At 64.7% G+C, this 22,075-nt stretch carries 19 protein-coding genes; 10 read left to right on the forward strand and 9 right to left on the reverse strand.

What is annotated here, in order from left to right; translation table 11 throughout:
- Positions 1 to 16 precede the first annotated feature (16 nt).
- From A5892_RS12645 to A5892_RS12665, 5 genes are all read left to right on the forward strand, one after another.
- Positions 17 to 517, forward strand: coding sequence for a sterol desaturase family protein (locus A5892_RS12645; protein WP_223302657.1), 501 nt, complete (start codon positions 17 to 19; stop codon positions 515 to 517).
- A 151-nt stretch (positions 518 to 668) separates the two neighbouring features.
- Positions 669 to 1,580 (forward strand): polyprenyl synthetase family protein, encoded by a 912-nt coding sequence (locus tag A5892_RS12650; protein ID WP_190295605.1) that lies wholly within the window; start codon positions 669 to 671, stop codon positions 1,578 to 1,580.
- Positions 1,577 to 3,043 (forward strand): phytoene desaturase family protein, encoded by a 1,467-nt coding sequence (crtI, locus tag A5892_RS12655; RefSeq protein WP_064123109.1) that lies wholly within the window; start codon positions 1,577 to 1,579, stop codon positions 3,041 to 3,043. The genes A5892_RS12650 and crtI overlap by 4 nt, the downstream gene beginning before the upstream one ends.
- The gene (locus tag A5892_RS12660; RefSeq protein WP_064123110.1) at positions 3,040 to 3,981 is read left to right on the forward strand and encodes a phytoene/squalene synthase family protein; all 942 of its coding nucleotides are present in this window, start codon (positions 3,040 to 3,042) and stop codon (positions 3,979 to 3,981) included. The genes crtI and A5892_RS12660 overlap by 4 nt, the downstream gene beginning before the upstream one ends.
- Positions 3,978 to 5,135: a lycopene cyclase family protein gene (locus A5892_RS12665; protein ID WP_064123111.1), complete on the forward strand. Its 1,158-nt coding sequence runs from the start codon at positions 3,978 to 3,980 to the stop codon at positions 5,133 to 5,135. The genes A5892_RS12660 and A5892_RS12665 overlap by 4 nt, the downstream gene beginning before the upstream one ends.
- 96 nt (positions 5,136 to 5,231) lie before the next feature.
- Here the strand turns inward: A5892_RS12665 and A5892_RS12670 are convergent, their stop codons facing one another.
- The gene (locus tag A5892_RS12670) at positions 5,232 to 6,065 is read right to left on the reverse strand and encodes a phosphotransferase (RefSeq protein WP_190295606.1); all 834 of its coding nucleotides are present in this window, start codon (positions 6,063 to 6,065) and stop codon (positions 5,232 to 5,234) included.
- A gap of 235 nt (positions 6,066 to 6,300) precedes the next feature.
- On the opposite strand from A5892_RS12670, the gene A5892_RS12675 reads away from it, so the two are divergent.
- On the forward strand, positions 6,301 to 6,741 hold the full coding sequence (locus tag A5892_RS12675) for a DUF1161 domain-containing protein (protein WP_064123113.1): 441 nt from the start codon (positions 6,301 to 6,303) through the stop codon (positions 6,739 to 6,741).
- 67 nt (positions 6,742 to 6,808) lie between these two features.
- On the opposite strand, the gene A5892_RS12680 is transcribed toward A5892_RS12675, so the two are convergent.
- The 4 genes from A5892_RS12680 to gorA form a co-directional block, all read right to left on the reverse strand.
- Positions 6,809 to 7,207, reverse strand: coding sequence for an ectoine synthase (locus tag A5892_RS12680; RefSeq protein WP_064123114.1), 399 nt, complete (start codon positions 7,205 to 7,207; stop codon positions 6,809 to 6,811).
- A gap of 84 nt (positions 7,208 to 7,291) precedes the next feature.
- A complete protein-coding gene (gene ectB / locus A5892_RS12685; protein ID WP_064123115.1) occupies positions 7,292 to 8,554 on the reverse strand; it encodes a diaminobutyrate--2-oxoglutarate transaminase in 1,263 nt (420 codons plus the stop codon).
- Between the two features lie 143 nt (positions 8,555 to 8,697).
- On the reverse strand, positions 8,698 to 9,264 hold the full coding sequence (gene ectA / locus A5892_RS12690) for a diaminobutyrate acetyltransferase (RefSeq protein WP_411431752.1): 567 nt from the start codon (positions 9,262 to 9,264) through the stop codon (positions 8,698 to 8,700).
- 304 nt (positions 9,265 to 9,568) lie between these two features.
- Positions 9,569 to 10,930, reverse strand: coding sequence for a glutathione-disulfide reductase (gene gorA / locus A5892_RS12695; protein WP_064123117.1), 1,362 nt, complete (start codon positions 10,928 to 10,930; stop codon positions 9,569 to 9,571).
- 359 nt (positions 10,931 to 11,289) lie between these two features.
- On the opposite strand from gorA, the gene A5892_RS12700 reads away from it, so the two are divergent.
- A complete protein-coding gene (locus tag A5892_RS12700; protein ID WP_064123118.1) occupies positions 11,290 to 11,943 on the forward strand; it encodes a carbonic anhydrase in 654 nt (217 codons plus the stop codon).
- Between the two features lie 152 nt (positions 11,944 to 12,095).
- The gene (locus A5892_RS12705) at positions 12,096 to 13,118 is read left to right on the forward strand and encodes a hydrolase (protein WP_064123119.1); all 1,023 of its coding nucleotides are present in this window, start codon (positions 12,096 to 12,098) and stop codon (positions 13,116 to 13,118) included.
- Between the two features lie 112 nt (positions 13,119 to 13,230).
- Here the strand turns inward: A5892_RS12705 and msrA are convergent, their stop codons facing one another.
- The 4 genes from msrA to A5892_RS12725 are packed head-to-tail and all read right to left on the reverse strand — an operon-like array spanning position 13,231 to position 20,320.
- Positions 13,231 to 13,857, reverse strand: coding sequence for a peptide-methionine (S)-S-oxide reductase MsrA (gene msrA, locus A5892_RS12710; RefSeq protein WP_411431753.1), 627 nt, complete (start codon positions 13,855 to 13,857; stop codon positions 13,231 to 13,233).
- Positions 13,858 to 13,891: 34 nt separating this feature from the next.
- Positions 13,892 to 17,881 (reverse strand): autotransporter assembly complex protein TamB, encoded by a 3,990-nt coding sequence (tamB, locus tag A5892_RS12715; protein WP_064123121.1) that lies wholly within the window; start codon positions 17,879 to 17,881, stop codon positions 13,892 to 13,894.
- Positions 17,881 to 19,695 carry an autotransporter assembly complex protein TamA gene (gene tamA / locus A5892_RS12720; RefSeq protein WP_150123540.1) on the reverse strand — a complete coding sequence of 605 codons (1,815 nt, stop codon included), beginning with the start codon at positions 19,693 to 19,695 and terminating at the stop codon, positions 17,881 to 17,883. The genes tamB and tamA overlap by 1 nt, the downstream gene beginning before the upstream one ends.
- 37 nt (positions 19,696 to 19,732) lie before the next feature.
- Positions 19,733 to 20,320, reverse strand: coding sequence for a hypothetical protein (locus A5892_RS12725; protein ID WP_064123122.1), 588 nt, complete (start codon positions 20,318 to 20,320; stop codon positions 19,733 to 19,735).
- 315 nt (positions 20,321 to 20,635) lie between these two features.
- On the opposite strand from A5892_RS12725, the gene ubiG reads away from it, so the two are divergent.
- Positions 20,636 to 21,391: a bifunctional 2-polyprenyl-6-hydroxyphenol methylase/3-demethylubiquinol 3-O-methyltransferase UbiG gene (gene ubiG, locus A5892_RS12730; protein ID WP_064123123.1), complete on the forward strand. Its 756-nt coding sequence runs from the start codon at positions 20,636 to 20,638 to the stop codon at positions 21,389 to 21,391.
- Entirely contained in the window at positions 21,388 to 22,068 is a 681-nt protein-coding gene (locus A5892_RS12735) for an HAD family hydrolase (protein WP_064123124.1), read from the forward strand. Before ubiG ends, A5892_RS12735 begins: the two co-directional genes overlap by 4 nt.
- Positions 22,069 to 22,075 lie beyond the last annotated feature (7 nt).

The raw sequence follows: 22,075 nt of genomic DNA on the forward strand, positions 1-22,075 counted from the left end.
CGTACGGGAGCCCACCATGCCGATGCTGTTCGACGCAATGATTCCGGCCTTTATCGTTATATTCACGATAGTGATCATGGAATGCATCGCTACAGCGGTTCATAAATACATCATGCATGGTTGGGGATGGGGCTGGCATAAGTCGCACCATGAACAGCATGATCACGTATTCGAAAAAAACGATCTTTTTGCCTTGGCCTTTTCCGCACTCGCCATCGTCCTGTTCATCATCGGGATGTACAACTGGGTCATCTGGTGGATAGCGATCGGCGTCACCGCCTACGGGGCCATTTACTTTCTCATGCATGATGTGCTGGTGCATCGCAGATGGGGACCCGTCTATTTACCTCGCAAAGGTTACTTGAAACGCATTTATCAGGCCCATCGGCTACATCATGTCAAGAACACCCGAACGGGCTGCGTCTCTTTCGGTTTCATTTATGCCAAGCCGATCGACAAGCTGCTGAAGAACCTGCGTATCGAGCGTAAGGGGCATCGTTCCACCCGACGAAGATAAATGAACGAGCGCTTACCACGCCCTATTGTTCCTACTCCACTACTACAAGCTGATTTAAGCTGAGAAAGCGTGCTTTCCAGAGCCGCTGCTATGCTGTATCCACGCTCGGGTGCAAGGAGCACCGATGAAGACCCATCAAGGAGAGGCCGTGATGACAGCGCGAGCAACCGCCCGCCCTTTGCCGCTTCAGAAATTCGAAGACGATCTCGTCGCCACCATGTGGCTAGGTCTCGATGAGGGCGCCGAAGCCATCGACAGTGGGCACCTGATCGCTGCGTTGACTCATCATATCAACGGTGGGGGAAGCAGGATTCGCGCTCGCCTCGCCCACCACTGCGCGCTGCAACTGATGATCGAAGAGCCTGATGCGCTGCGGTTGGCCGCGCTTTGCGAGCTTTTGCACAGCGCCTCTTTGATCCATGACGACCTTTCCGATCATGCCCAGATACGTCGCGAAGTACCCAGCGTGAACCATGCCTTCGGGGAGGATACGGCGCTTTGCCTGGGCGATCTTTTCATCAGCGCGGCATATGCGATGGCCGCACGGCTCGAGCGCGCCGACTTGCCGCTGGCCGCGCTGCTGCAACTGATCCATCGCGCCATCACCTTGACCATCCATGGCCAGCTATCGGCATCACTGTCGAGCTCTAAACCCAAGCTCGAGCATTCGATTGCCGCGGCCTGCGCCAAGACCGCGCCGCTTTTTTCCCTGGCGCTGGAGCTGCCCCTCTTGGTGGCCGGTGAACGCAAGGCACAACCGCTCGCGCGCCGTGCCTGCGAACACTTCGCCCTCGCCTATCAATTGCTCGATGATCTTGACGATTACGATGACGACATGGCACTGGACCCGGAGCGGGGCAATGGAAACCTGGTGCGTAGTTTCGAACGTGAACTGCCGGGCAGTGCCAAGGAGCACGCGACGACGCTGCTGCATCAATGCCTGGGCCAAGCGAGCGCCGAGGCGGACCTGCTGCCGCACGGCATCGGCGGCGGACTGAAAAGCGCTGTACAACAGCTGGCGGCTACGGCTTTGCATCGCACCCACCAGAGCGCATACGCATGAGCCGAGCGCTGGTGATCGGCGCAGGCTTCGGGGGTATGGCGGCGGCTCTCAGGGCTCGTGCCAAAGGCTACGAGGTGACCTTGATCGAGCGCTGTGAACGGCTCGGCGGCCGCGCCCAGGTATTCGAGCAGGACGGCTATCGTTTCGATGCCGGACCGACGGTGATCACCGCGCCCTTCCTGATCGAAGAGTTGTTCTCCCTATTCGGGGAACGATTGGAAGATTCGCTCGAGATGATCGCCCTGGATACCTGGTATGCGTTTCGGTTTCCCGACGGCGATCGCTTCGCCTACGGTGCCGACATGAGCCGCACCGAGGCACAGATCGCGAGGATCTCTCCGCCAGACGTCGAGGGCTATCACCGCCTGATGGAAACATCGCGCGAGATATTCGAACTTGGGTTCGAGCAGCTGGCCGCACGCCCTTTCGACCGTTTTACCACCATGACCGCGCAAGTGCCGGCACTGTTGAAGCTACGCAGCTACAAAAGCGTATGGGGCTTGGTCGCCGACCATATCAAGCACCAGAAACTGCGCGAGGCGTTCACCATCTCCCCACTGCTGGTCGGCGGCCATCCGTTTCGTACCACCAGCATCTATGCGTTGATCCTCTATCTCGAACGCAAATGGGGAGTGCATTTCCCGCGCGGCGGCACCGGGGCGCTGGTCGATGCGCTCGCATCACTGATCACCCGACAGGGCATTACGGTACGAACCGGCACCACCGTCCGGCGCATCCTGGTACGACATGGCCGCGCCATTGGCGTCGAGCTCGAGGACGGCGAGCGTCTAGAGGCGGACGAGGTGATCAGCGATGTCGACCCAACCTACCTCTACACCCAAATGCTCGATGTGGTGGCGCCGTCGGCAAGGCTGAAACTTCGCGTCGCCGACTACTCGATGGGCCTGTTCGTGCTCTATTTCGGCACCAACCGCCAATGGCCCGAGATCGACCACCACACGATCTCGCTGGGCCCGCGCTACCGCGGCCTGCTCGACGACATTTTCATTCACCGTAGGCTCGCACCGGATTTTTCGCTCTACCTGCATCGTCCCACCGCCACCGACGCCAGTTTCGCTCCCGCAGGCCACGACGCTTTCTACGTGCTCGTTCCGGTGCCCAACCTGCTGGGCAACGTCGATTGGCACGCCGAGAAGGAGCGCTTCGCCGAGCGGATCATCGCGGCGCTCGACGCCACCCTGCTGCCGGGCCTGCGGGAGAGCCTGACCGTGCAGTTCTCGATGACCCCCTTGGACTTCGAGCAGCGCTACCTGAGTCGGCACGGCAGCGGCTTTTCGATCGCGCCGCGCTTCAGGCAGTCGGCATGGTTCCGCTTTCACAATCGCGCCGAGGGTCTCGAGCATCTATACCTCGTAGGTGCGGGAACCCACCCTGGCGCTGGAGTGCCGGGGGTCCTGTCGAGCGCCAAGCTGGTCGGTGAACTGCTGCCGGAGGCATCATGAACGACCAAGAGAGAGTGGATGCCGATGACGCCCTGGCCACGCTCGGACGACACGGCAAGTCGTTTCGCTTCGCGAGCCTTCTGATGCCAAAGCGCGATGCCGAGGATGCCGCCCGGCTCTACACGGTCTGCCGCCACATCGACGATCTCGCCGACGAGTCCGAGCCCACCGCCCGGCCGGCCGCACTGGCGCGACTTGCACGAATACGCCAGGAGTTGACCGCCGGCGCAGCGGTCACCGACCCGCTGGCAGTGGTCCTTCACCAGCTCGCCGAGCGTCGCGGCATCGACCTCGACGCGGCGGACCATCTGATCTCGGCGATGATCTCGGACGCCGAGCGACCGGCGCTGATCGAGGATAGCGCCGCATTGATACGCTATTGCTATGGAGCCGCGGGCAGTGTCGGCGTGATGATGGCACCGCTGGTCGACGCGCCTCGCCATGCGCAGCCGTTCGCCGTCGATCTGGGACTTGCCATGCAGATGACCAACATCGCGCGCGACATCGCAGAAGACGCAGCGATGGGGCGCCGCTACCTGCCAGCGAGCTGGGTCGATGGGCTGTCGCCCGAGCGCATACTCACCGGCCGTGAAGAGCCGACGATTCGCGCCATCGTCTCCAGTGCCATGGCAAGGCTGCTCGACCTGGCGGAGTGCTACTACGCCAGCGCCGCCGAGGGAATCCAAGCCATCCCAGGCCGCAACCGGGTAGCGATCAGGGTCGCGGCGGTGGTCTATCGCCAGATCGGCCTCGAACTCGCCGCCACCCAGCACAACTGGTGGCAGGGACGCATGCGGATCGGCATCGCCGGCAAGCTGCGCTGCACGCTGAGCGATACGCTCGGGCGCCGCGGTATACGTCCGCGCGGCGTACCCCATGATCCCCTGTTGCACCGTGTGATCGCGGGCAGGCCGGGATGCGCAGCAGCGCCCGAATGAACCTCGATGCCGAAGTGCTGATCCTCGGCGGCGGCTGCGCCGGGCTTTCCCTCGCTTACCGCCTGGCGAACCAGCCCGGTTCGCCGACGGTGATACTCATCGAAGCACGACGTCGCTACGTCAACGACCGCACCTGGTGCGGCTGGCGCATCGAACCGCATCCGTTCGCCCACTGCCTGGTCACCCAATGGCATACGCTGCGACTGCGCGATACCGGGCGCGAGATCGAGTTCAACTGCGCCGACTATCCCTATGAAATGATCGACGCCGGATGCTTCTATACGAGCTGCCTGTCGCGAATCGATGCGGCGGGGCACATCGAGCGGCGCGTCGGCCGGGTGGCGGGAGTGGATGCCCACCGCAGCCACCTGGAGGTGAGCTTGGAGAATGGGTCGCGGCTGCGAGGACGCTGGGTAGTGGATACCCTGCCCCGCCCGGCGCGTCTGGTGGCCCCCTGGCGCTGGCAGGATTTCGCCGGACTGGAAGTGTCGTCGCCTCGCCTCGAGGACACAGAGCCGACACTGATGGACTTCTCGATCAAAAGCGAGATCGCCGAACCCGACCAGCTCGATTTCCTCTATCGCTTGCCCATCGCGCCCGGCCGGACACTGTTCGAATGGACTCGCTTCGCCCGTCCGGCAAGCGACCCCCATCTGCTCGAACAAGCCCTGCACCGCTACCTCGACCAGCTGCTCGACGGCGACTACCGCGTCCTGCGCCACGAACACGGCAGCCTGCCGATGGCGCCGCCGAGCGGCAGGCCCAGCCGCGCCGGCGGCCGTCACATCCTCGCTGGCGCCTACGCCGGCGCCATGCGCGCATCGACCGGATACGCTTTCCACGCCATCCAGCGCTGGAGCGACCACTGCGCCAGCGCCCTGTCACGCGGAGAAGCGCCCCGGCCGGCCCCGTCACGACGCGCCATCGCGGCGCTCGACCGCATCTTCATGACCGCGCTGGAGCGTCATCCCCCCGACGCCGCCGCACTCTTCTGCCAACTCTTCGAACGCTGCCCCAGCGATGCGCTGGTACGCTTTCTCGCCGGCCATCCGTCACTCTCGGACGTCGGACGGGTGATCAATTCGCTGCCCAAACTCCCCCTACTCACCGCGGCGCTCGCAAGCGTAGTGCCGAATTCGAAATCACCACGCTAGCCACCGGCTCGTTGCTCGCCGGCTCACCATGAACGGAAGCGGAACTCGGCACCCACCCACCCCGTTCGTCCCGCGCGGCGTCGCTGTGCGCTGCGGTCATGCAAGCTCGTCGGTCCAGGGCGCTATGCTGGTGGTCTGCTCCCAGCTGAGCTCACCGAGTGCGCCCATCGCGAACAGCGCGGCGCGGCAGTGCGTTCGATGCTCGCCCAGCGGTACGGGCGTGCCGTGATGGCGATAACCGGTGAGGAACGGCGCTCGACAATCGGCGGGAACCACCATCTCCAGCAGTGCCCAATCGAATTCTACCGGCGCCCATACCAGCGCCTCCCAATCGATCCAGAAAGCGCCGCTCTCGCCGACCACGAACTGGTCCGCACGCAGGTCGAGCAGGCAGGGTACCGCGCTGGTGACGCGGGCAGGTTCGCATGCGATCAAGCGTGCGAGGCCGTCGGGGAGGCGTCGGTGCGAAAGGCGCTCACCAAGATAGCGCTGCAGCCGAGATGGCCACTGCGCGAGCGAGTGCTGCGGCTGCAAAGGGCAGCCGAAGTGATTGGCGCGGCGACGGTGCAGCCGACCGCACTGTTGACCCAGTCGTGCGGCGAAACCCGGCGTCCACTCGGGGGGCGCACCTGCACACCATGGTTGGGCCCAGAGCGGTGCCCCATCGAGCCGACCGAGCCAACGCATCGGTAGCGGGGGCATCGGCAGGTCCATCGGCAAGCCGTCGAGGCTTCGCGCGAGTCCAGGCCCGACCCGCCAACGGTCGAGCCCGAACAGCGCCTTCGCTCCCTGCCAGAAAGCATCGTCGCGATCGCTGGTACGGGCGAGCTTGAATACCTCCCCACCGGCTCGCCACAGCCAGTTGGCGCTGTCGGCGTAGCGCAGGGCCAGGGGAGAAGCATGCGCGCCCCAGCGGGCGCGGATCCTCATCCCATGCATAGAGGGAGGGGTGGGCGCCCGCATACTCCCGGTGTGGTTGGCAATGTCGGTGGAATCGACCCCATTCGGTTGCCTAGATGTTCCATACAACGGCGATTCCCTCCCTTTGGAGTCGATAAGCGGCTATCTTGAATGGGCGCGATGCGTATCTGGCCGGATGGCACGGTACGACAAGGATGGCCATCGAGGCCAACAACACGCAGGGAAACACAAGGAGCTGCACGCAATGAAGAAACTCATGGGCATCGGCCTTATCACGCTGACCACCGCACTCTCGACCCAGGCGCTCGCCGCCGGCGGCTGTGATGCACTGATCGATCGGCTCTCCGCCCAGATCCAGGGCAACGGCGTACCGGCTGCCGAGTTCACACTGGAGGCAGTGCCTGTCACTCAAGCTTCGCAAACACCGGGAGAGGTGATCGGTAACTGCGAGAACGAAACGCGCTTGATAGTCTACGCACGCCAGGGCCGTGACTACTCGCCCGGCAGCTCGAGCAGCTCGATGTATTCGGCGCCAACGGCGACGAACGCACAATCGAGCGGCGGGCAGACGGGCTCCTTCGAAGGGAACGTGACCAGCGATACGACCCCGCAGGGCACTTCTGACACCCCGACACCTGGTCAGGCACCCAGCGACTCGCTCGAGGCGGCCCCAGCGGCCGAGTGAGCACCATCAACGACGAGAGGCCGCGCTCGCGCGCGGCCTCTCGTTTTTTTTGACTTCACATCCGCGTTCAGGCGGGTTCGGGCGCCGCGTAGGAGCCGTCGGGGAGATGGCGCTCATTGCCGGTCAGCGGGGGATTGAACACGCAGAGCACGGTCATGCCCTTCTCCTTGCCGCGCAGCAGATGTTCGTCATGCTGGTCGAGCAGGTACATGTCGCCCTGCTTGATGGGCCATGTCTTGCCATCGGCGATGGTAAATACCTCGCCCTCGCCTTCGTAGCAGAACACCGCCTCGATATGATTCTTGTAGTGGATGTGCGTTTCGGTACCCGGATGGATCACGGTGACATTGTAGGAGAAACCGACCTTGTCGTCGGCACGCACCAGCCGGGTGCTCTCCCAATTGCCGTTTTCGGCGACCACATGACGATCGGTCTTACGGCACTCATCGAGGTTGCGAACGATCATACGCGCGCTCCTTGGCTTTTCGAGGATGGGGGAATCGAGGAAATAAAGAAGACACGGGCGCCGCTCGGGCGCCCGGCGAGGGAATCAACGCACCACTTGGTCGACGCTGTCCTTGAGGATGTCGAGGGCACGGGCGATCTGCTGGTCTTCGATCACCAGCGGGCACAGGCACTTGACCACCTGTCCCGCGTGACCGGAGGTCTCGATCACCAGGCCCTTCTCGAACGCGGCGCCTGTGATCTTGTCGGCCAGCTCGCCGCTGCCGACGTCGACGCCACGCATCAGGCCAAGCCCACGCTCGCGGGCGTCGATGCCTTTATCGCGCAGCCGCGCGGCGAGCTCCTGGAAGCCCTGTTTGACCAGTTCGCCCTTGCGCTGCACTTCGAGCTCGAACGAATCGTCGCTCCAGAAGTGCTCGAGCGCCTTGGCACCAGTAATCATCGCAGGGCTGTGGCCGCGAAACGTACCGTTGTACTGGCCCGGGCCCCATTGATCGAGCTCGCGACGCATCAGTACCTGGGCGAACGGCAGCCCGTAGCCGGAAAGCGACTTCGAGTTGGTGACGATGTCGGGCTTGATCCCGGCGTGCTCGAAGCTGAAGAACTTGCCGGTCCGACCGCAGCCCGCTTGGATGTCGTCGATGATCAACAGCATATCGTTGGCCTGGCAGATCTCGGCCAGGCGGCGCAGCCAGGGTGCAGAGGCGACGTTGGTGCCGCCCTCGCCCTGGACCACTTCGACGATCGCGGCGGCCGGATGATCGAGGCCGCTGGAGCTGTCGCCGAGCACCTTCTCGAGATAGTCCAGGGTATCGATACCCTCACCCAAGTAGCCGTCGTAGGGCATGAAGGTGCCACCGACCAAGGGCACGCCCGCGTTATCGCGGAACTTGGCATTGCCGGTGGTGGCGAGCGCGCCCAGGGTCACACCGTGAAAGCCATTGGTGAAGGCGACGATGTTGTGCCGCCCCTTGATCTTGCGCGCCAGCCGGATCGCCGCTTCGACCGCATTGGTACCGGTCGGGCCGGGCAGCTGGATCTTGTAGTCGAGGCCGCGCGGCTTGAGCAGCTTCTCTTCCACCGCCTTGTAGTAGTCGAACTTGGCCTCGGTCCACATATCGAGGGCATGGACGATATTGTCCTCGCTCAGGTAGCGAATCAGCGCTTCCTTGAGTACCGGATGATTGTGCCCGTAGTTGAGCGTGCCGGCGCCGGCGAGAAAATCGATGTAGCGCTTGCCGTCGCTGGTCTCGAGTTCGGCACCGCGCGCCTTGGTGAAGAGCGTGGGGAATGAACGTGAATAGGTGCGAACGTTGGACTCGATCTGCTCGAAATACTCAGTCTGCATGGTCAACGTAATGTCCCTCTTTGCCGTGATTCAGTCACTGTCGCAAGCGCCTTGCGCTTGCTCGGATGAACTTGATTGCCGTGTGGCGCAACCGTCCGCGTCGTCTTCCCTGACCGCTGGACGCGAGGCCCGAATGGGCAAGCTCAGATGCGGGCCGGGTCGAACGGACCGATCCGCACCAGGTGCTCGGGATTGTGTTCGCCACCGAGCTGCTCTTCGGAGAAATACTCCCGGCTGTTGAGCGGCGCCTGCCAGCGTGACGCGAGGCGCTTGAAAAGCCCCCAGGAGGCTTCGTTGTCAGGCGTGATGGTGGTCTCGAGATGGCGGATCTCGGCCTGCTGCGGGCGTTTCAGCACCGCTTCGACCAAACGCCGTGCAAGCCCGGTACCGCGAGCTTTCTCGCCTACCGCGACCTGCCAGAGGAAGAAGGTGTCGGACGCGTTGACTTTCACATAGCCGGAAACGAAGCCAACGATCTCACCCTCCTCGTCAGTCGCGACCGCGCAGCGATCACGAAACTGCGTCGCCAGCAGCAGGTAGGCGTACGGAGAATTGACGTCGAGGGGCGGACAAGCCCGCACCAGCTCGTAGATCCCCCAACCATCGTCGGTGGTCGGTGGGCGAATGAAAATCGGTTTTTCACTATTGATCACGTGCTCCGCCTGACCTGATTGCGCCAGCTGGGCTGAGGAGGTGAAGGACGAGTTCATGGCATCCATGTCGATGACACCTATCGGAATAAGTGGGCCCATAGTGTAACGGGATTGCCGGGCCCATTCAAATGAAGCGTTATCGACAAAGGATACTTCGATAAACCCAGGTTATTCACCCGCTGCGATGTATGTCTGCGATGCCACCTCGACGTTCTTCACTATAGACGCTCGAATGATGGACGCCCGGATGGAAATCGCTCGTATGTCCCGGCGTTTCGACCGCCCCAGGCCCAGGAATGGGAGCGGCACCGGCGCCGCAGGGTGCCAGCCGCCGGCGCCATTGCGTTGGCCGCTCACTGACCTAGCGCCGGGTGGCCTCGCGCAGGGTGACGAACTCCTCCGCACTGGTCGGGTGGATCCCGATGGTGCTGTCGAAGTCCGCCTTGGTGAGCCCCGCGGTCACCGCGATCGCAATCCCTTGGATCAGCTCGCCCGCATCGTGACCGACCATATGAGCCCCCACTACTTTGTCGCTGCCGTCGTCGACCACCAGCTTCATCAGGCAGCGCCCCGGATCGTCGGCCAGGGTGTGCAGCATCGGTCGAAACTTGGTGACGTAGATCCGCACCGCCTCGCAACGCTCGCGCGCCTGCTCCTCGGTGAGCCCGACGGTGGCCACGTTGGGCTCGCAGAACACCGCGGTCGCCACGTTCTGATAGTCGATCGGCGCAGGGGCAGTGTGCTCGAAGTGGATCGCTACCAGGCGCATCGCCTCGGCGATCGCCACCGGCGTGAGCTCGGGTGTGCCGATCACATCCCCAAGCGCGAGCACCGAGGGCGTGGCGGTGCGATAGCCGTCGTCGACTTCGAGCACGCCCCCTTCACCCAGGACGACTTCCAGGTTCTCGAGCCCGAGACCGTCGAAGTTCGGGCGCCGTCCAGTGGCGCCGAGCACCAGGTCGACCTCGAGCTCGGCACCGTCATCGAGCACCACCCGATCACCCTGCTCGCTCGCCTCGATCCGCGCGACGCTGTGACCGAAGCGGAAATCGACGCCCTTGCGCATCATCTCGTCGCGAACGAACTCACGCACTTCGTGATCGAAGCCGCGCAGGAACAGCTCGCCGCGATAGACCAGGGTGACCTCGACGCCAAGGCCGCTGAAGATGCTCGCGAACTCGACCGCGATATAGCCGCCGCCATAGATCGCCAGCCGCCTTGGCAGGCGCTCGAGGGAGAAGATGCGATTGGAGTCGAGCATTCGCTCGGCGCCGGGAAAATCCGGCCGCCAGGGCTTTCCACCCGTGGCGATCAGGATGCGCTCGGCGCTGACCCGATGCTCACCGATGCGAACGAGGTGCGGCCCTTCGATAAAGGCGTGCGCCTCGAACAGCTCGACGCCGGCATTCACCAGCAGATTGCGATAGATACCGTTGAGCCGCTCGATCTCTCGGGCGGTATTGTCGCGCAATCGAGACCATTCGAAGCTCGGCGACGGCGACAGAGACCAGCCGAAGCCCTCGCTCTGGCGAAAGCTGGTGGCGAAATGGGATGCATAAGCGTAGAGCTTCTTCGGTACGCACCCAACGTTGACGCAGGTGCCCCCCAGCCTGCTCTGCTCGGCCAGTGCCACTCGCGCGCCTTGCTTCGCCGCCATCCGCGCCGCGCGCACCCCACCGGAACCTCCGCCGATCACCACCAGGTCGTAATCATGCTTCGCCACCCTCGTTCTCCTCGAATAGTCGCCTGGTTGCCACTACCGCCCGACCGAGCCTTGGCCAAGGCCATGCCGGCGCGCAGTAGTGCCCGATGCACCGGGGCATCAGGGGGAAACCGACAGCGTACTACGCTGCTCGAACGCCGGGCCAGCGACGGCGATGATCGCGCAGCGCCAAGACAGTGGCATGACAAGCCCATCGCCGTGCCTGGCCCCCGGACCTCACCCCATCCCTGGACGAATCGCCGGCCTGACGAAGGTGTCGATCAACGCCGGGCGTGCTAGTGCCAGGTTGACGCATCGACGAGCCGAAGGGTAAAACGACCGCTCACCCCCGCCCGATCATTTGAAGAGTCACGCCCACCATGTGCGATGGACATCCTCACAAGTCGCTCAATATCGACGACCTGCTACGCCAGAACCGCGACTGGTCGAGCAAGATGCAGGCCGACGACCCCGATTTTTTCACTCGTCTCTCCAACCAGCAGCATCCAGAATTCCTCTGGATCGGCTGCTCGGACAGCCGGGTGCCCGCCAACCAGATCATCAACGTTCCCCCGGGCGAAGTGTTCGTTCACCGCAACGTCGCCAACGTGATCTACCACAGCGACATGAATGCGATGTCGGCGGTGCAGTACGCGGTCGAGGTGCTCAAGGTGCGCCATATCCTGGTCGTCGGCCACTACGGCTGCGGCGGCGTGCAGGCATCGATGACCTCACCGGGCAACAGCGGTATCGTCGATGACTGGCTGCATCCGATCCGCGACGAGTACATCCGCCATCGCGACGAACTCGCCCACCTCCCTTTCCGGGAGCAGGCCGATCGGATGTGCGAGATCAACGTGCGCATGCAGGTGCAGAATCTGGCCCGCACCAAACTTATCCAGCGCGCCTGGCTGAATGGCCAGCCATTGTCGGTTCACGGCTGGTGCTATAGCCTCCAGAATGGATTGGTCACCGATCTCGAGTGCACCATTTCCGGTTTCGACAAGGTTTCGCAGCTCTACCGGCTGGACTAGACGCCGCGTACGCCGCTCGCCCGACATTCTCGCCGTCTCTTCAATGGCGAGAATCGGGCGGACGGGAGAACTCTCATGCGCCTGGGCTGTCTTACTTGAGCCGGTACCCCACCCGGGGTTTCGCTTCCTCTAACACGACGGTCGCCGCTCCGATGGCTAGGACACTTTTCAACGCTGATTTCACTCCGCCGCGTTGGCTCAAGCACCGACACCTGCAGACGTTGGCACCCTACCTGCTGATGCGGGGCACCCCTCGTCACGAGACCGAGCTGCTCGATCTGCCGGACGGCGACTTCCTCGAGCTCGCCTGGACCGTGCCGGCGCCGAGCGATGCGCGTGCGCCGATCCTCGTCGTGCTGCATGAAGAGGAGGGATCGATCCGTCGCTCGCCTTGCGCCCAGGCACTGCTGTCGATGGCGGCCAGGCGCGGCTGGCGCGGGGTGCTGATGCACTTTCGCGGCTGCGGCAAGGTACCCAGCCGCCATCCCCGCGGTCACCATGCCGGGGATACCGCCGATGCCTACTGGTTCATGAGCATGCTCGGCAAGCGCTACCCGCACGCCCCCAAGGTCGCCGTCGGTCTCTCGGTCGGCGGCAACGTACTGCTCAAGCTGGTCGCCGAACAAGGCGGCGACGGCCTGGATCTTTCCGGCGCGATCGCGGTCAGCGCTCCGCTCGATCTGGCTAGCCGCTCGGATGCGCTCAACATCGGCCACGCCCGTGGCCACCAGCGCCGCCTGCTCAAGCGGATGCGCCGCAAGATCGAGGCCAAGCAGGCGCTCGACCGTTTCCCGCTCGGTATCACCCAGCAGCAGCTCGAACGCCTCGATACCCTGTGGGCGTTCGATAACGAAATCACCGCCCCGCTCTATGGTTTCAGCTCGGCGACCGACTTCTATCGCCGTGCCTCGGCCGGGCCGCTGCTCGACCGCATCGAGCTGCCGACGCTGATCCTCCATGCCGAAGACGACCCCTTCGTCCCTGCGGATATTTTCATGCGCCTGCCGCTGCCCTCCGCCAACGTGCGCATCGAACTCGCCAAGCACGGCGGGCATCTCGGCTTCATCGAACAGCACAAGGGCCTGCCGCGCTCGTGGATGGTGCGTCGCATCGCCGCCCAGCTCGATGCCTGGTCCAGGCTGCCCGAGCTGAAGATGGCCAGACACAGCCTCTGAGCGGCATGCGCCCGGCTGTTGTGAACGAAGCCGTCTCAAACGAAGACGCCCGGATATCTCTGATATCCGGGCGTCTTCGTGATTACCCACCGCGCGGCGGTCGAATCATCGATCAGGCGATCGCGCAGCTCACTCCGGTACCCTTGAGACCGCAATAGCCGGCGGGGTTCTTGCTCAGATACTGCTGGTGGTACTCCTCGGCGTAGTAGAACACCTCCAGCGGACGAACCTCGGTGGTCACCCCGCCCTTGCCGGCCACCGCCAGCGCCGAGGCGTAGGCATCGCGGGAAGCCTCGACGATCTCGCGCTGGGCTTCGTCGAGATAGTAGATCGTCGAGCGATACTGGGAGCCTATGTCGTTGCCCTGTCTCATCCCCTGGGTCGGATCGTGGGCTTCCCAGAAGTGCTTGAGCAAGCGCTCGAGTTCGATCACCTGGGGATCGAACACCACCCGCACCACCTCGGCGTGGCCGGTGAGGCCGCTGCATACTTCTTCATAGCTGGGATTGGGAGTGAAGCCCCCAGCGTAGCCCACCGCAGTGACATAGACTCCCGGCAGCTGCCAGAACAGTCGTTCCGCGCCCCAGAAGCAGCCCAGACCCAGCACCATCTCGGTGTGTCCCGCGGGCCAGGGCGGAATCATCGAGCGCCCGCTTATCTGGTGGATCGCACTGATTTCGACCGCTCGATCGCGCCCCGGCAGGGCACGATCGGCGGATGGCATGACGGTATTGGACATCGGCATTCTCCTTGACTCGGCGCCTATCGCCATCCTACTCGCTCTGTGGATCCGGCGTACGTCCAAAGCTGAATGTATAGAGCAGATCAAGCGCCTGGTAGCCTCCAGACACCGCCTGCAGGTAAAGGTTCTGCATCAGGCGATAGCGCAGCGTCAGCTCGGCCAGTGAAGTGAACATTCCCACCCCATAGCTGACCCGCAGATCCGGGAAGATGTAGCCGCTGACCACCACCTGGCTGGTGTCACCGCTGCCTGCGGTATCGAGCGACAGATCCTGGATACCGAAGGTTTCGCCCAGCGAACCGATCGCGCGCCCGCTCTGCGATACCGACAGGCCGATCAGCGCCGAAGCCAGCGCATTGTCGTCACCCTCCGCGTCCGGCGCGCGCCCCCTGAGCAGGTAGGAGAGCGCGGTGGTTTCGTTCATCGACGGATCGGAGAAGATGCTCAGCTGCGGCGCATCGGCATTGCCGGTGACGCGGATACCCGCGGTGACGTCGTCCTCGATGGTATCGGGGCTGCGAATCGCTTCGAAATCGAGCCTCGGCAGGCTCGGCGGCCCACTGAAGATCACCTCACCGCGGTTGATCAGCAGGTTCTGGCCGAAAGAGGCGAAGCGCCCTTCCTGCAGCGAGATGCTGCCGAACAGCTGCAGCGCGCCGCCACTCTGGCGTACGTTGATCGCCCCGGCGAGACGTGAGTTGAGCCCATAGGCCGAAAGCCGCACGTCGTCGCCCATCACCACCTGGACATTCAAATTGAGATCGATGCCCGCTTCTTCGAGCGCCGAGGCGTCGGCCCACTGATACTCCTCGCCTTCGGCCTGGGCCGCCAATGCCCGATCGATGCTGGCGTCGATCCGCTCGGCCTCTTCGCGAGTGACGATGACTTCGTCGCTCGACGGCGCCTGCGCCGACGCGGGCAGCTGGGCGACCTCGATCCTCGCCCAGGGAATCGTCACCCGGCCGCTGATGTCGAGTCGCTGGGGCGTCGCCAACACATCGATGCTGGGCGCGACCCGCACTCGGCCATAGCCGAGTGCGGCGACTTCGAGCGGCGAATCGGCGCCGCGCAGTGCAAGCGTCGCCCGCCAGTCGCCAGTCGTCGGCCAGTTGGCCTCTCCGCCGAGCGTCCAGCGAGCCTGGTTGGAGGAGATATAGCCATCGAGCACCCCATGGTCCCCCTCCAGGCGCAGCGCGACCCTGGCGTCGTCGAGCGTGACCGGAAGCTGCTCGCCACCGGCGCGTACGCCCGAAACCACCAGCTGGCCGTTGAACCGGGGCTGTTCGAGATCGCCGGAGATGGTGACATCGCCGTCGAGGCGACCTTCAAGCGTATCCAAACCGGCGACCAGCGCCCGATAGGGGGAGAAATCGAGCCCCTCGACCTGCAACCGCCCGCCGAGCTGCCGGCTATCCAGCGGGTCGATGACCCGTGCCTCGAGCCTCAGCTGGCCGGCATCCCTAAGGCGAGCGTCGAGGGTGAGATCCGCCTGCGCCGGGCTCGCCTCCAGGCCGACCCCGAGGCTGAGCGCGGGGATCGAGAACGACTCTCCCGCGGCATCCTCGCCGCTTATCTGCAAATCGCCATCGAGTCGGGCATCCACGTTCCAGCGCTGGCCACCGTTGGACCATTGCGCGCGAACGTCGCCGCCGGCCTCTCCCGCGACCTGCCAGGGCTCAGGCATCCAGGGGTTGGCCGCCTCGAGAGGCAGCTCGCTGAGGCGCAGCGCCGCGGAGCCACTCGCGGCGCTGGCGGTCATCCGCTCGGTGAGGCAGAGCCGGCCTCCCTCCCGCCGCGACAGGCAGAAGGGTTCGACCGTCGCCGAAGCGGCATCGAGATTGGCGACGAAACCCAGCGGAGAATCGAGGCTCAGCTCGCCGCCCTGTTCAAGATCGGCCTCGAGCGACGACAGCTGGCCGCGGTAGCGATTGTTCGCCTGGTCGAGCCCACCGCGCAGGGCGAGTGAGGCGCTGTTCACCAGCGCGTCCTGCCCACCGCTCAGCTCGAGCGAGAGACGGTGATCGCTCAGCCGCCCCTCCAGGGACAGGCCAAGGCGCGCCAGCGCCTGGCCGCCGGCCAGCGCATCGCTGGCATCCAGGCGCAGCTCGAAACGCGGATCCTCGAGCCCGTCGCTGCGTCCTTCCAACGCCAGCCGGGCGATATGGTTGTCGCCATAGCGCAGCTGTTCGCCATTCAAAGTGACCGAACCCTGCGGCTGCTCGAGCGTCCCGCTGACACGGAGCTGGCCTGCGAGCCGGCCGCCGAGCTCGGGCAGCAGCCCGCCCAGGTTCGGTGCGTCGATATGGGCGTTGAGTGCCAGACGCTGGTCGACCACCCCGCTGGCGGTAACCCGATTGGGGCCCTGGCGCAGGTCGAGGCGCTCGATGTTCCAGCGCATCGAACTATCGCCGTCGAGCCGGCCGGCGAGCGACAGCGGCTGGTTCATCAGTTGACCATCGATGGCGAGATTCGGCACCTGCAGCGCCCAGCGCTGATCCGCCTGCTGCTGGAAGGCGAGTCGCGCGCTGCCGTTGAGCAACCCGTTGACTGCTGGCGTGAAGCGCTCGGGGCGCAGCTGATGCAGGGTTAGCTCGGTATCCAGGCTGATCGTCGGCGCCCAGCGCACCTCGCCCTGGCTCTCGATCCGCCCGCCGCCGCTGACCACCTGGAGCACCGACCAACCGAAGCGTTCGAAATCGCCTTCGCCGACCAGACTGAGATCGAGCGGCTGAAGCTCATCGCCCGAAGCGCGACCGGAAATGTCGAGCCGGTAGCCGGCAAGCGATCCATCGAGATCGAGCGCCAGTTCCTCGACCTGGTAACGGGTGACCGGGGCACCGCTTTCATCCTCGCCCGGCATCCCTGGCAGCGGCCAGTCGAGCCGCGGCGAGCGCAGCGCAAGTTCGAACGGCAGCTGCTGATCGAGCAGGTCCGCGCCGGCGTCAAGCCGCGCCGCCACCGGCCCGTCGGCGTTCATATCCACCTCGAGCGCCGCGAGCGAACCGCGCAGACGCAGTTCGACCGATTCGCCCTGCAGCGGTGCCAGTTCGGAGCGGGCGGAGAGATCGAGCGAGAGCGGATAATCGCCGCTCATCTCGAGCTCGAAGGCGAGCTCGGCCTCGAGCTCCGGCCCCTGCAGCGCAAGCCGTTCAAGCCTTACCGATGAGCCCTCGGCATGCAGTGCCAGGTCGATGCGATCGAGCACCAGCGCAGGCTCCCCCTCGAGACGGAAGTCGGTGACCTCGAGCAAGGGCGCCTGTACATCCACGGGCAGCTCGATCCGAGCCAGCGTGATCCGCGCCTGGGGGTCATCGAGCGGCGTGGCGCTCAACGCGGCGAGCGGATTGGCGATCGGCGCGCCGTCGGCCCCGAGCACGCTGCCGGGCGCCACCGCCGGCGCCGCGACCACCGCCAGGGCGGCGGCGATATCGACGTCGGATTCAAGGCTCGGCGCCTCGATCGCGGCGGGCTCCTCGGCCGCATCAAACAGCCGCAGCCGGGGCGAGACGAGCCGGGTCTCGCCGAGGGAGAAGCGGCTGCCCTCGAAGCTCGCCGAGCTTTCGAAGTGCTGCCAGGCAAGCTCAAGTCCTGCCTCGGTCTCGAGCGAAAAGTCATCGAGCACGAGTTCGCGCAGCTCGATCGGCAGCGGCGTGGAAATCCTCTCCAGCGGCGCGCTTTCGCTCTCGCTCTGCTCGGCGCCGGCGGCGGGCAGGCGCACATGCAGGCCATCGCTCGCGAGCCGCTCGATACACAGCCGCCCCCGAAGCAGGCAGTCGCTCGACCAAGAGAGCTCGAGGCGGCGCGCCTCGAGCTGCACGCCAGCGGCATCGAGCGCGACATCGTGAAGGACCAAGGTATCCAGCGGCGCGCCTTCGACCGAACTATAGGAAATCAGCCCTCGCGACTGCGCCTGGCCGAGCAGCCAGGCGGTGCCCCAGGGTGACAGCGCCAGACCGGCCAGCAGCATCACCAGCGCGACCAACCACAGCGCCAGCCAGAACAGCAGGCGGGGAAACAGCATCAGAACTCGGGTCCGATGGCGAAGTGAATGCGCCACGAATTGTCCTCATCGTCGAACGGGTGGGCGATGTCGAAACGGATCGGGCCGACCGGAGAAATCCAGCGCACGCCAAGCCCGGCGGCAGTCTTGAGCGAGGAGTCGCTCCAGCTGTCGAAAGCGTCACCGAAATCGTAGAACGCGGCACTCCACCAGTCTCCGGTGACGCGACGCTGGTACTCGAGCGTGCCGGTGAACATCTGCTGGCCGCCGAGCAGCTCGCCATCGTCGTTGCGCGGCGCCAAGGTTTCATAGGAGTAGCCACGCACGCTGGTATCGCCACCGGCGAAGAAGCGCAGCGAAGGCGGCATACGCGGAAAATCGTCGGTCTCGATCGCCCCGACGTTGCCGCGCACGAAGAAACGGTTGTCGTTGCCGATACTCTCGATCCACTGGGTGGTGAACACACTGCGCAGGAAGGTGATATCTGAGCCGAGCTGGTCGCTCGAGCCCTCGATCAGCAGGTCCTGGCGGTTACCGTGCATCGGGAAGCGCTGGTCGTCGACCGCCGTGCGCCCCCAGCTCACCCCGGGAGTGATCAGGAAGACGTTGTCGCTCTGGTCCGCCTGGGTGAAGTTCTCCTGGCTGACCCGCACATAGACCCGCTGGCTCCAGCCGTTGTCGAACTGCCATACCCGGGCCGGGGTGAAGAACAGCCGCCTGCTGCGGGTATCGTTGTCATCGAGGTTCTCGAACCCGTAGCCGAACTCGTAGCTGTCGCGCAGCGGATCGTCGAGGGGAATCTTGTACATGCCGCCCAGGGTCTGACGCGGCGAAGAGAGATAGAGTCGGTTCTCCCAGCTGTGCCCCAGGTCGTTGCGCCACGGCTGACGCCAGGTGAGCTGCAACCGCGGCCCCACATCGGTGGCGAAGCCGATACCGGTCTCGAAGCGATGGCGGTCGGCGGCGATCAACGAGACATCGACCGGCACCTCGGGCGCAGCGGCACTCGCCTCTTGTTCTCCACCGCCACCTTGGCTGGTATCGTCGGGCGAAGGCGCCTGGGCGCCCGCAGGGGCGCTGGGCTGGGCTTCGCGCTCGAGACGCGGCCTGACCGAGACACTGCGAAACCAGCCCGCCTGGCCGAGTCGACTGTTGTAGAGCGCAAGATCATCGGTCAGGTAGGGATCACCAGGCTGGAAAGGACGCATCGCCTCGAGCCGCTCCTGGCGGATCTGGCTGCCGCTGTAGGAGACCTCGCCGAAGTGGTAGCGCCGGCCACTGTCCATCACCAGGTAGACGTTGGCGCTGTGATCCCAGGGCCTGACTTCGAGACGGTGCACGCGATACTGGGAATTGAAGTAGCCACGCTGCAGCGCCAAGGTGTCGAGCTGGGTCTTGAGCGTCTCGTAGTGGGCGTGCAACAGAGGGCGCCCCTCGTCCTTGAGCAGCTCGCTGGCATCGAGCAGGCGCTGGAAACTGTCGTCCTGGCCGCCCTCGCCTTCGACCCGGACGTAGACGTTGCGCACGATCACCCGCTCGCCGGGCACGATATCGACCACCACGCTGTCGCGATCGCGAAAATCCACGCTGATCTGCGGCTCGTAGTAGCCGAATGCCCGCAGTGCATCGCTGACCCGGCTCATCACCTCGGAGTCGTAGATATCCAGGCGCGCGTTGGCCGGGATATCCAATGCGTCGAGATAGGCCTCGACGTTATCCGCAGCCGGCCCTCCGAGCCCTCTCACCTCGGCGTCGAGTGCCTGGGCGGCCTGGGGCGCCACCAAGGCTCCGAGCAGCCAAGGAGAAAGCCTGAGGGCCCAGGAGGATCTAGTCATCTCGCACATCCCTTTGCTGGCGGCGCCAACTCCATCATCAACGCGCCTCATTCAATTCTCGTTCCAACCCCGCCACGCGGGCGGCGAAGCCGTCCAGCCTCGACTCGATCGCGCTCAACCGGGCATCGAGCGCCCGGTCGCTCTGGTCGAGTGCGTCCATCGACTGGGTGAGCGAAGCGACCAATTCGCTGCGCTGCTGGTCACTGGTGGTCAACCCCGAAAGCTGCGCACTCACCAGCGACAGTGCATCGACCCTGGTTTCAAGCGCGCTCAAACGCTGCGGTTCGAACTCCGGCAGCGCGGCGAGCTCGCGACGGTTCTCCTCGAGCATCGTTGATAGTTCGTCCAGGCGTTGGCGCATTGTATCGAGCTGCTCGGCGTCGTGCTGCCGCTGTGTCGCTACCTCGGCGCTGCGCTGGGCGCTTTCGAGCAGCCCCTGGCGCTCATGCCAGTACACGGCGGCGAGTGCCGCGACGCCGAGGACGGCGATCAGCGACAGCAGCACCGCGGGCCAAGCCACCGCCTTGGCGGGCGGACGATAGCCGGACCTCGGCCTGGCGAGCAGTTCGTCCTCTCCGGGAACGATACTGAAGGTATCGCGGTCGTGCAGAGAAGGTTCGGGCATGGCGCATCCATCTCGTGTTCGGTCCAAGGCGTCGCCAGGGGAGGCCCGCAGCCTCTCCCATGCGCATCAACGGAAGCAAAAACAATACGCTACGATGGTTCAAGAGACCATCGGCAAGGGCCGATTTCGGTTGATTGGCGAATACGCGCATCGCGCTCGCCGAGGCGAAGGCTGGTATCGAGCCGGCGGTTATGTTCGAGCCGCGAGGGGGTTACACTGCCCCATCACGACGCCGCGATACGACAGGCGGGCGTTGTCCGGGCTGTCGCCAAGGACGATGCACCAAAGGCTATGGATCCTTACATGGAGCGGGACATGACGCAGCAATCCACCACGGCCACAGGGCCTCAAGCTTCGCCGCAGCGCAACTTCGATCAGGCCGAGATCGACAAGTTCGAGGCTCTGGCCCACCGGTGGTGGGATCGCGATGGCGAGTTCAAACCACTGCACGACATCAATCCGCTTCGCCTTGCGTTCATCGATGAACAGTGCAACGGCCTGGCCGGGCGGCGCACGATCGACGTCGGCTGCGGCGGTGGCATCCTCAGCGAGGCGATGGCGCGTCGTGGCGCCCAGGTGACGGGGATCGATCTTGGCGAAGCTCCGCTGTCGGTCGCCGAGCTGCACCTCAAGGAGAGCGGCCTGGAGGTGGATTACCAGATGATCAGCGTCGAGGAGATCGCCCAGCGGGAAGAGGCGAGCTACGACGTGGTCACCTGCATGGAGATGCTCGAGCATGTGCCGGACCCGAGCTCGGTGGTACGCGCCTGCGCGCGACTGGTGAAGCCAGGCGGGCACGTGTTCTTCAGCACCATCAATCGCAACCCGAAGTCCTACCTGTTCGCGATCATTGGTGCCGAGTATCTGCTGCGCCTGCTGCCGACCGGCACCCACGACTATCAGCGCTTCATCCGCCCTTCCGAACTCTCACGCTGGGCACGCCAGGCGGGACTCTCGATCGAACGGCTGCGTGGACTGCACTACAACCCTGTGACGCGCCGCTATTGGTTGAACGATGACGTACAGGTCAACTACATGATTCACTGCCAGCGTCCGGCCATCGACGCATGAACGCGGCACGCCCGCGCCCCGGAGCGGTGCTGTTCGACCTCGATGGCACCTTGGTCGATACCGCACCGGATTTGATCGCTGCCACCAATCGATTGCGCCTGGAGCACGATTTGCCACCGCTGCCCTATGCCCAGGTACGCGCGGTGGTATCCAACGGCGGCGCGGCACTGGTCGAGCTGGCACTGGCGCAGCGGCAAGAGATCGATCGGGACGCCGGGCTGCAACGCCTGCTCGCCCTCTATCAAACCAACGTCGCCACGGAGAGCCGGGCGTTTCCCGGGCTGGTCGAGCTGGTCGCAGCGCTGGACGCCCAGGGTGTGGGCTGGGGAGTGGTGACCAACAAGCAGCGGCGCTTCGCGGTGCCGCTGCTGTCGCAGCTGGCGCTGAACCCACGCGTGCTGGTCTGTGCAGACGATCTGTCCGCATGCAAGCCGGACCCCGCGCCGCTGTTCGAGGCCGCAAGGCGCCTGGCGGTGGATCCCGATCGCTGCTGGTACGTCGGCGATCACCTGCGCGACATGCAGGCAGCGGTCAACGCCGGCATGCTGCCGGTAGCCGCGCTCTACGGCTATCTCGGAGCTGACGAACGCCCGGAGAGCTGGCCGGCGAAGCTGCGCTTCACCGACTCAGAGTCATTGGCCGCGGCGATTCTCGCAGCCTGCGGTGAGGCTGCCTGACCACGAC

Origin of the sequence: Halotalea alkalilenta, from assembly GCF_001648175.1 — a bacterium.
GTDB classification, from domain to species: domain Bacteria; phylum Pseudomonadota; class Gammaproteobacteria; order Pseudomonadales; family Halomonadaceae; genus Halotalea; species Halotalea alkalilenta_A.

Excerpts from the sequence above, each read along its gene's own strand:
- A5892_RS12650 (WP_190295605.1), top strand. The coding sequence starts at position 669 with ATGACAGCGCGAGCAACCGCCCGCCCTTTGCCGCTTCAGAAATTCGAA.
- tamB (WP_064123121.1), bottom strand. The coding sequence starts at position 17,881 with ATGCTGTTTCCCCGCCTGCTGTTCTGGCTGGCGCTGTGGTTGGTCGCG.
- msrA (WP_411431753.1), bottom strand. The coding sequence starts at position 13,857 with ATGTCCAATACCGTCATGCCATCCGCCGATCGTGCCCTGCCGGGGCGC.
- ectB (WP_064123115.1), bottom strand. The coding sequence starts at position 8,554 with ATGCAGACTGAGTATTTCGAGCAGATCGAGTCCAACGTTCGCACCTAT.
- crtI (WP_064123109.1), top strand. The coding sequence starts at position 1,577 with ATGAGCCGAGCGCTGGTGATCGGCGCAGGCTTCGGGGGTATGGCGGCG.
- tamA (WP_150123540.1), bottom strand. The coding sequence starts at position 19,695 with ATGACTAGATCCTCCTGGGCCCTCAGGCTTTCTCCTTGGCTGCTCGGA.
- A5892_RS12665 (WP_064123111.1), top strand. The coding sequence starts at position 3,978 with ATGAACCTCGATGCCGAAGTGCTGATCCTCGGCGGCGGCTGCGCCGGG.
- A5892_RS12660 (WP_064123110.1), top strand. The coding sequence starts at position 3,040 with ATGAACGACCAAGAGAGAGTGGATGCCGATGACGCCCTGGCCACGCTC.
- A5892_RS12705 (WP_064123119.1), top strand. The coding sequence starts at position 12,096 with ATGGCTAGGACACTTTTCAACGCTGATTTCACTCCGCCGCGTTGGCTC.
- ectA (WP_411431752.1), bottom strand. The coding sequence starts at position 9,264 with ATGAACTCGTCCTTCACCTCCTCAGCCCAGCTGGCGCAATCAGGTCAG.
- A5892_RS12645 (WP_223302657.1), top strand. The coding sequence starts at position 17 with ATGCCGATGCTGTTCGACGCAATGATTCCGGCCTTTATCGTTATATTC.
- ubiG (WP_064123123.1), top strand. The coding sequence starts at position 20,636 with ATGACGCAGCAATCCACCACGGCCACAGGGCCTCAAGCTTCGCCGCAG.
- A5892_RS12725 (WP_064123122.1), bottom strand. The coding sequence starts at position 20,320 with ATGCCCGAACCTTCTCTGCACGACCGCGATACCTTCAGTATCGTTCCC.
- A5892_RS12675 (WP_064123113.1), top strand. The coding sequence starts at position 6,301 with ATGAAGAAACTCATGGGCATCGGCCTTATCACGCTGACCACCGCACTC.
- A5892_RS12735 (WP_064123124.1), top strand. The coding sequence starts at position 21,388 with ATGAACGCGGCACGCCCGCGCCCCGGAGCGGTGCTGTTCGACCTCGAT.
- A5892_RS12680 (WP_064123114.1), bottom strand. The coding sequence starts at position 7,207 with ATGATCGTTCGCAACCTCGATGAGTGCCGTAAGACCGATCGTCATGTG.
- A5892_RS12700 (WP_064123118.1), top strand. The coding sequence starts at position 11,290 with ATGTGCGATGGACATCCTCACAAGTCGCTCAATATCGACGACCTGCTA.
- A5892_RS12670 (WP_190295606.1), bottom strand. The coding sequence starts at position 6,065 with ATGAGGATCCGCGCCCGCTGGGGCGCGCATGCTTCTCCCCTGGCCCTG.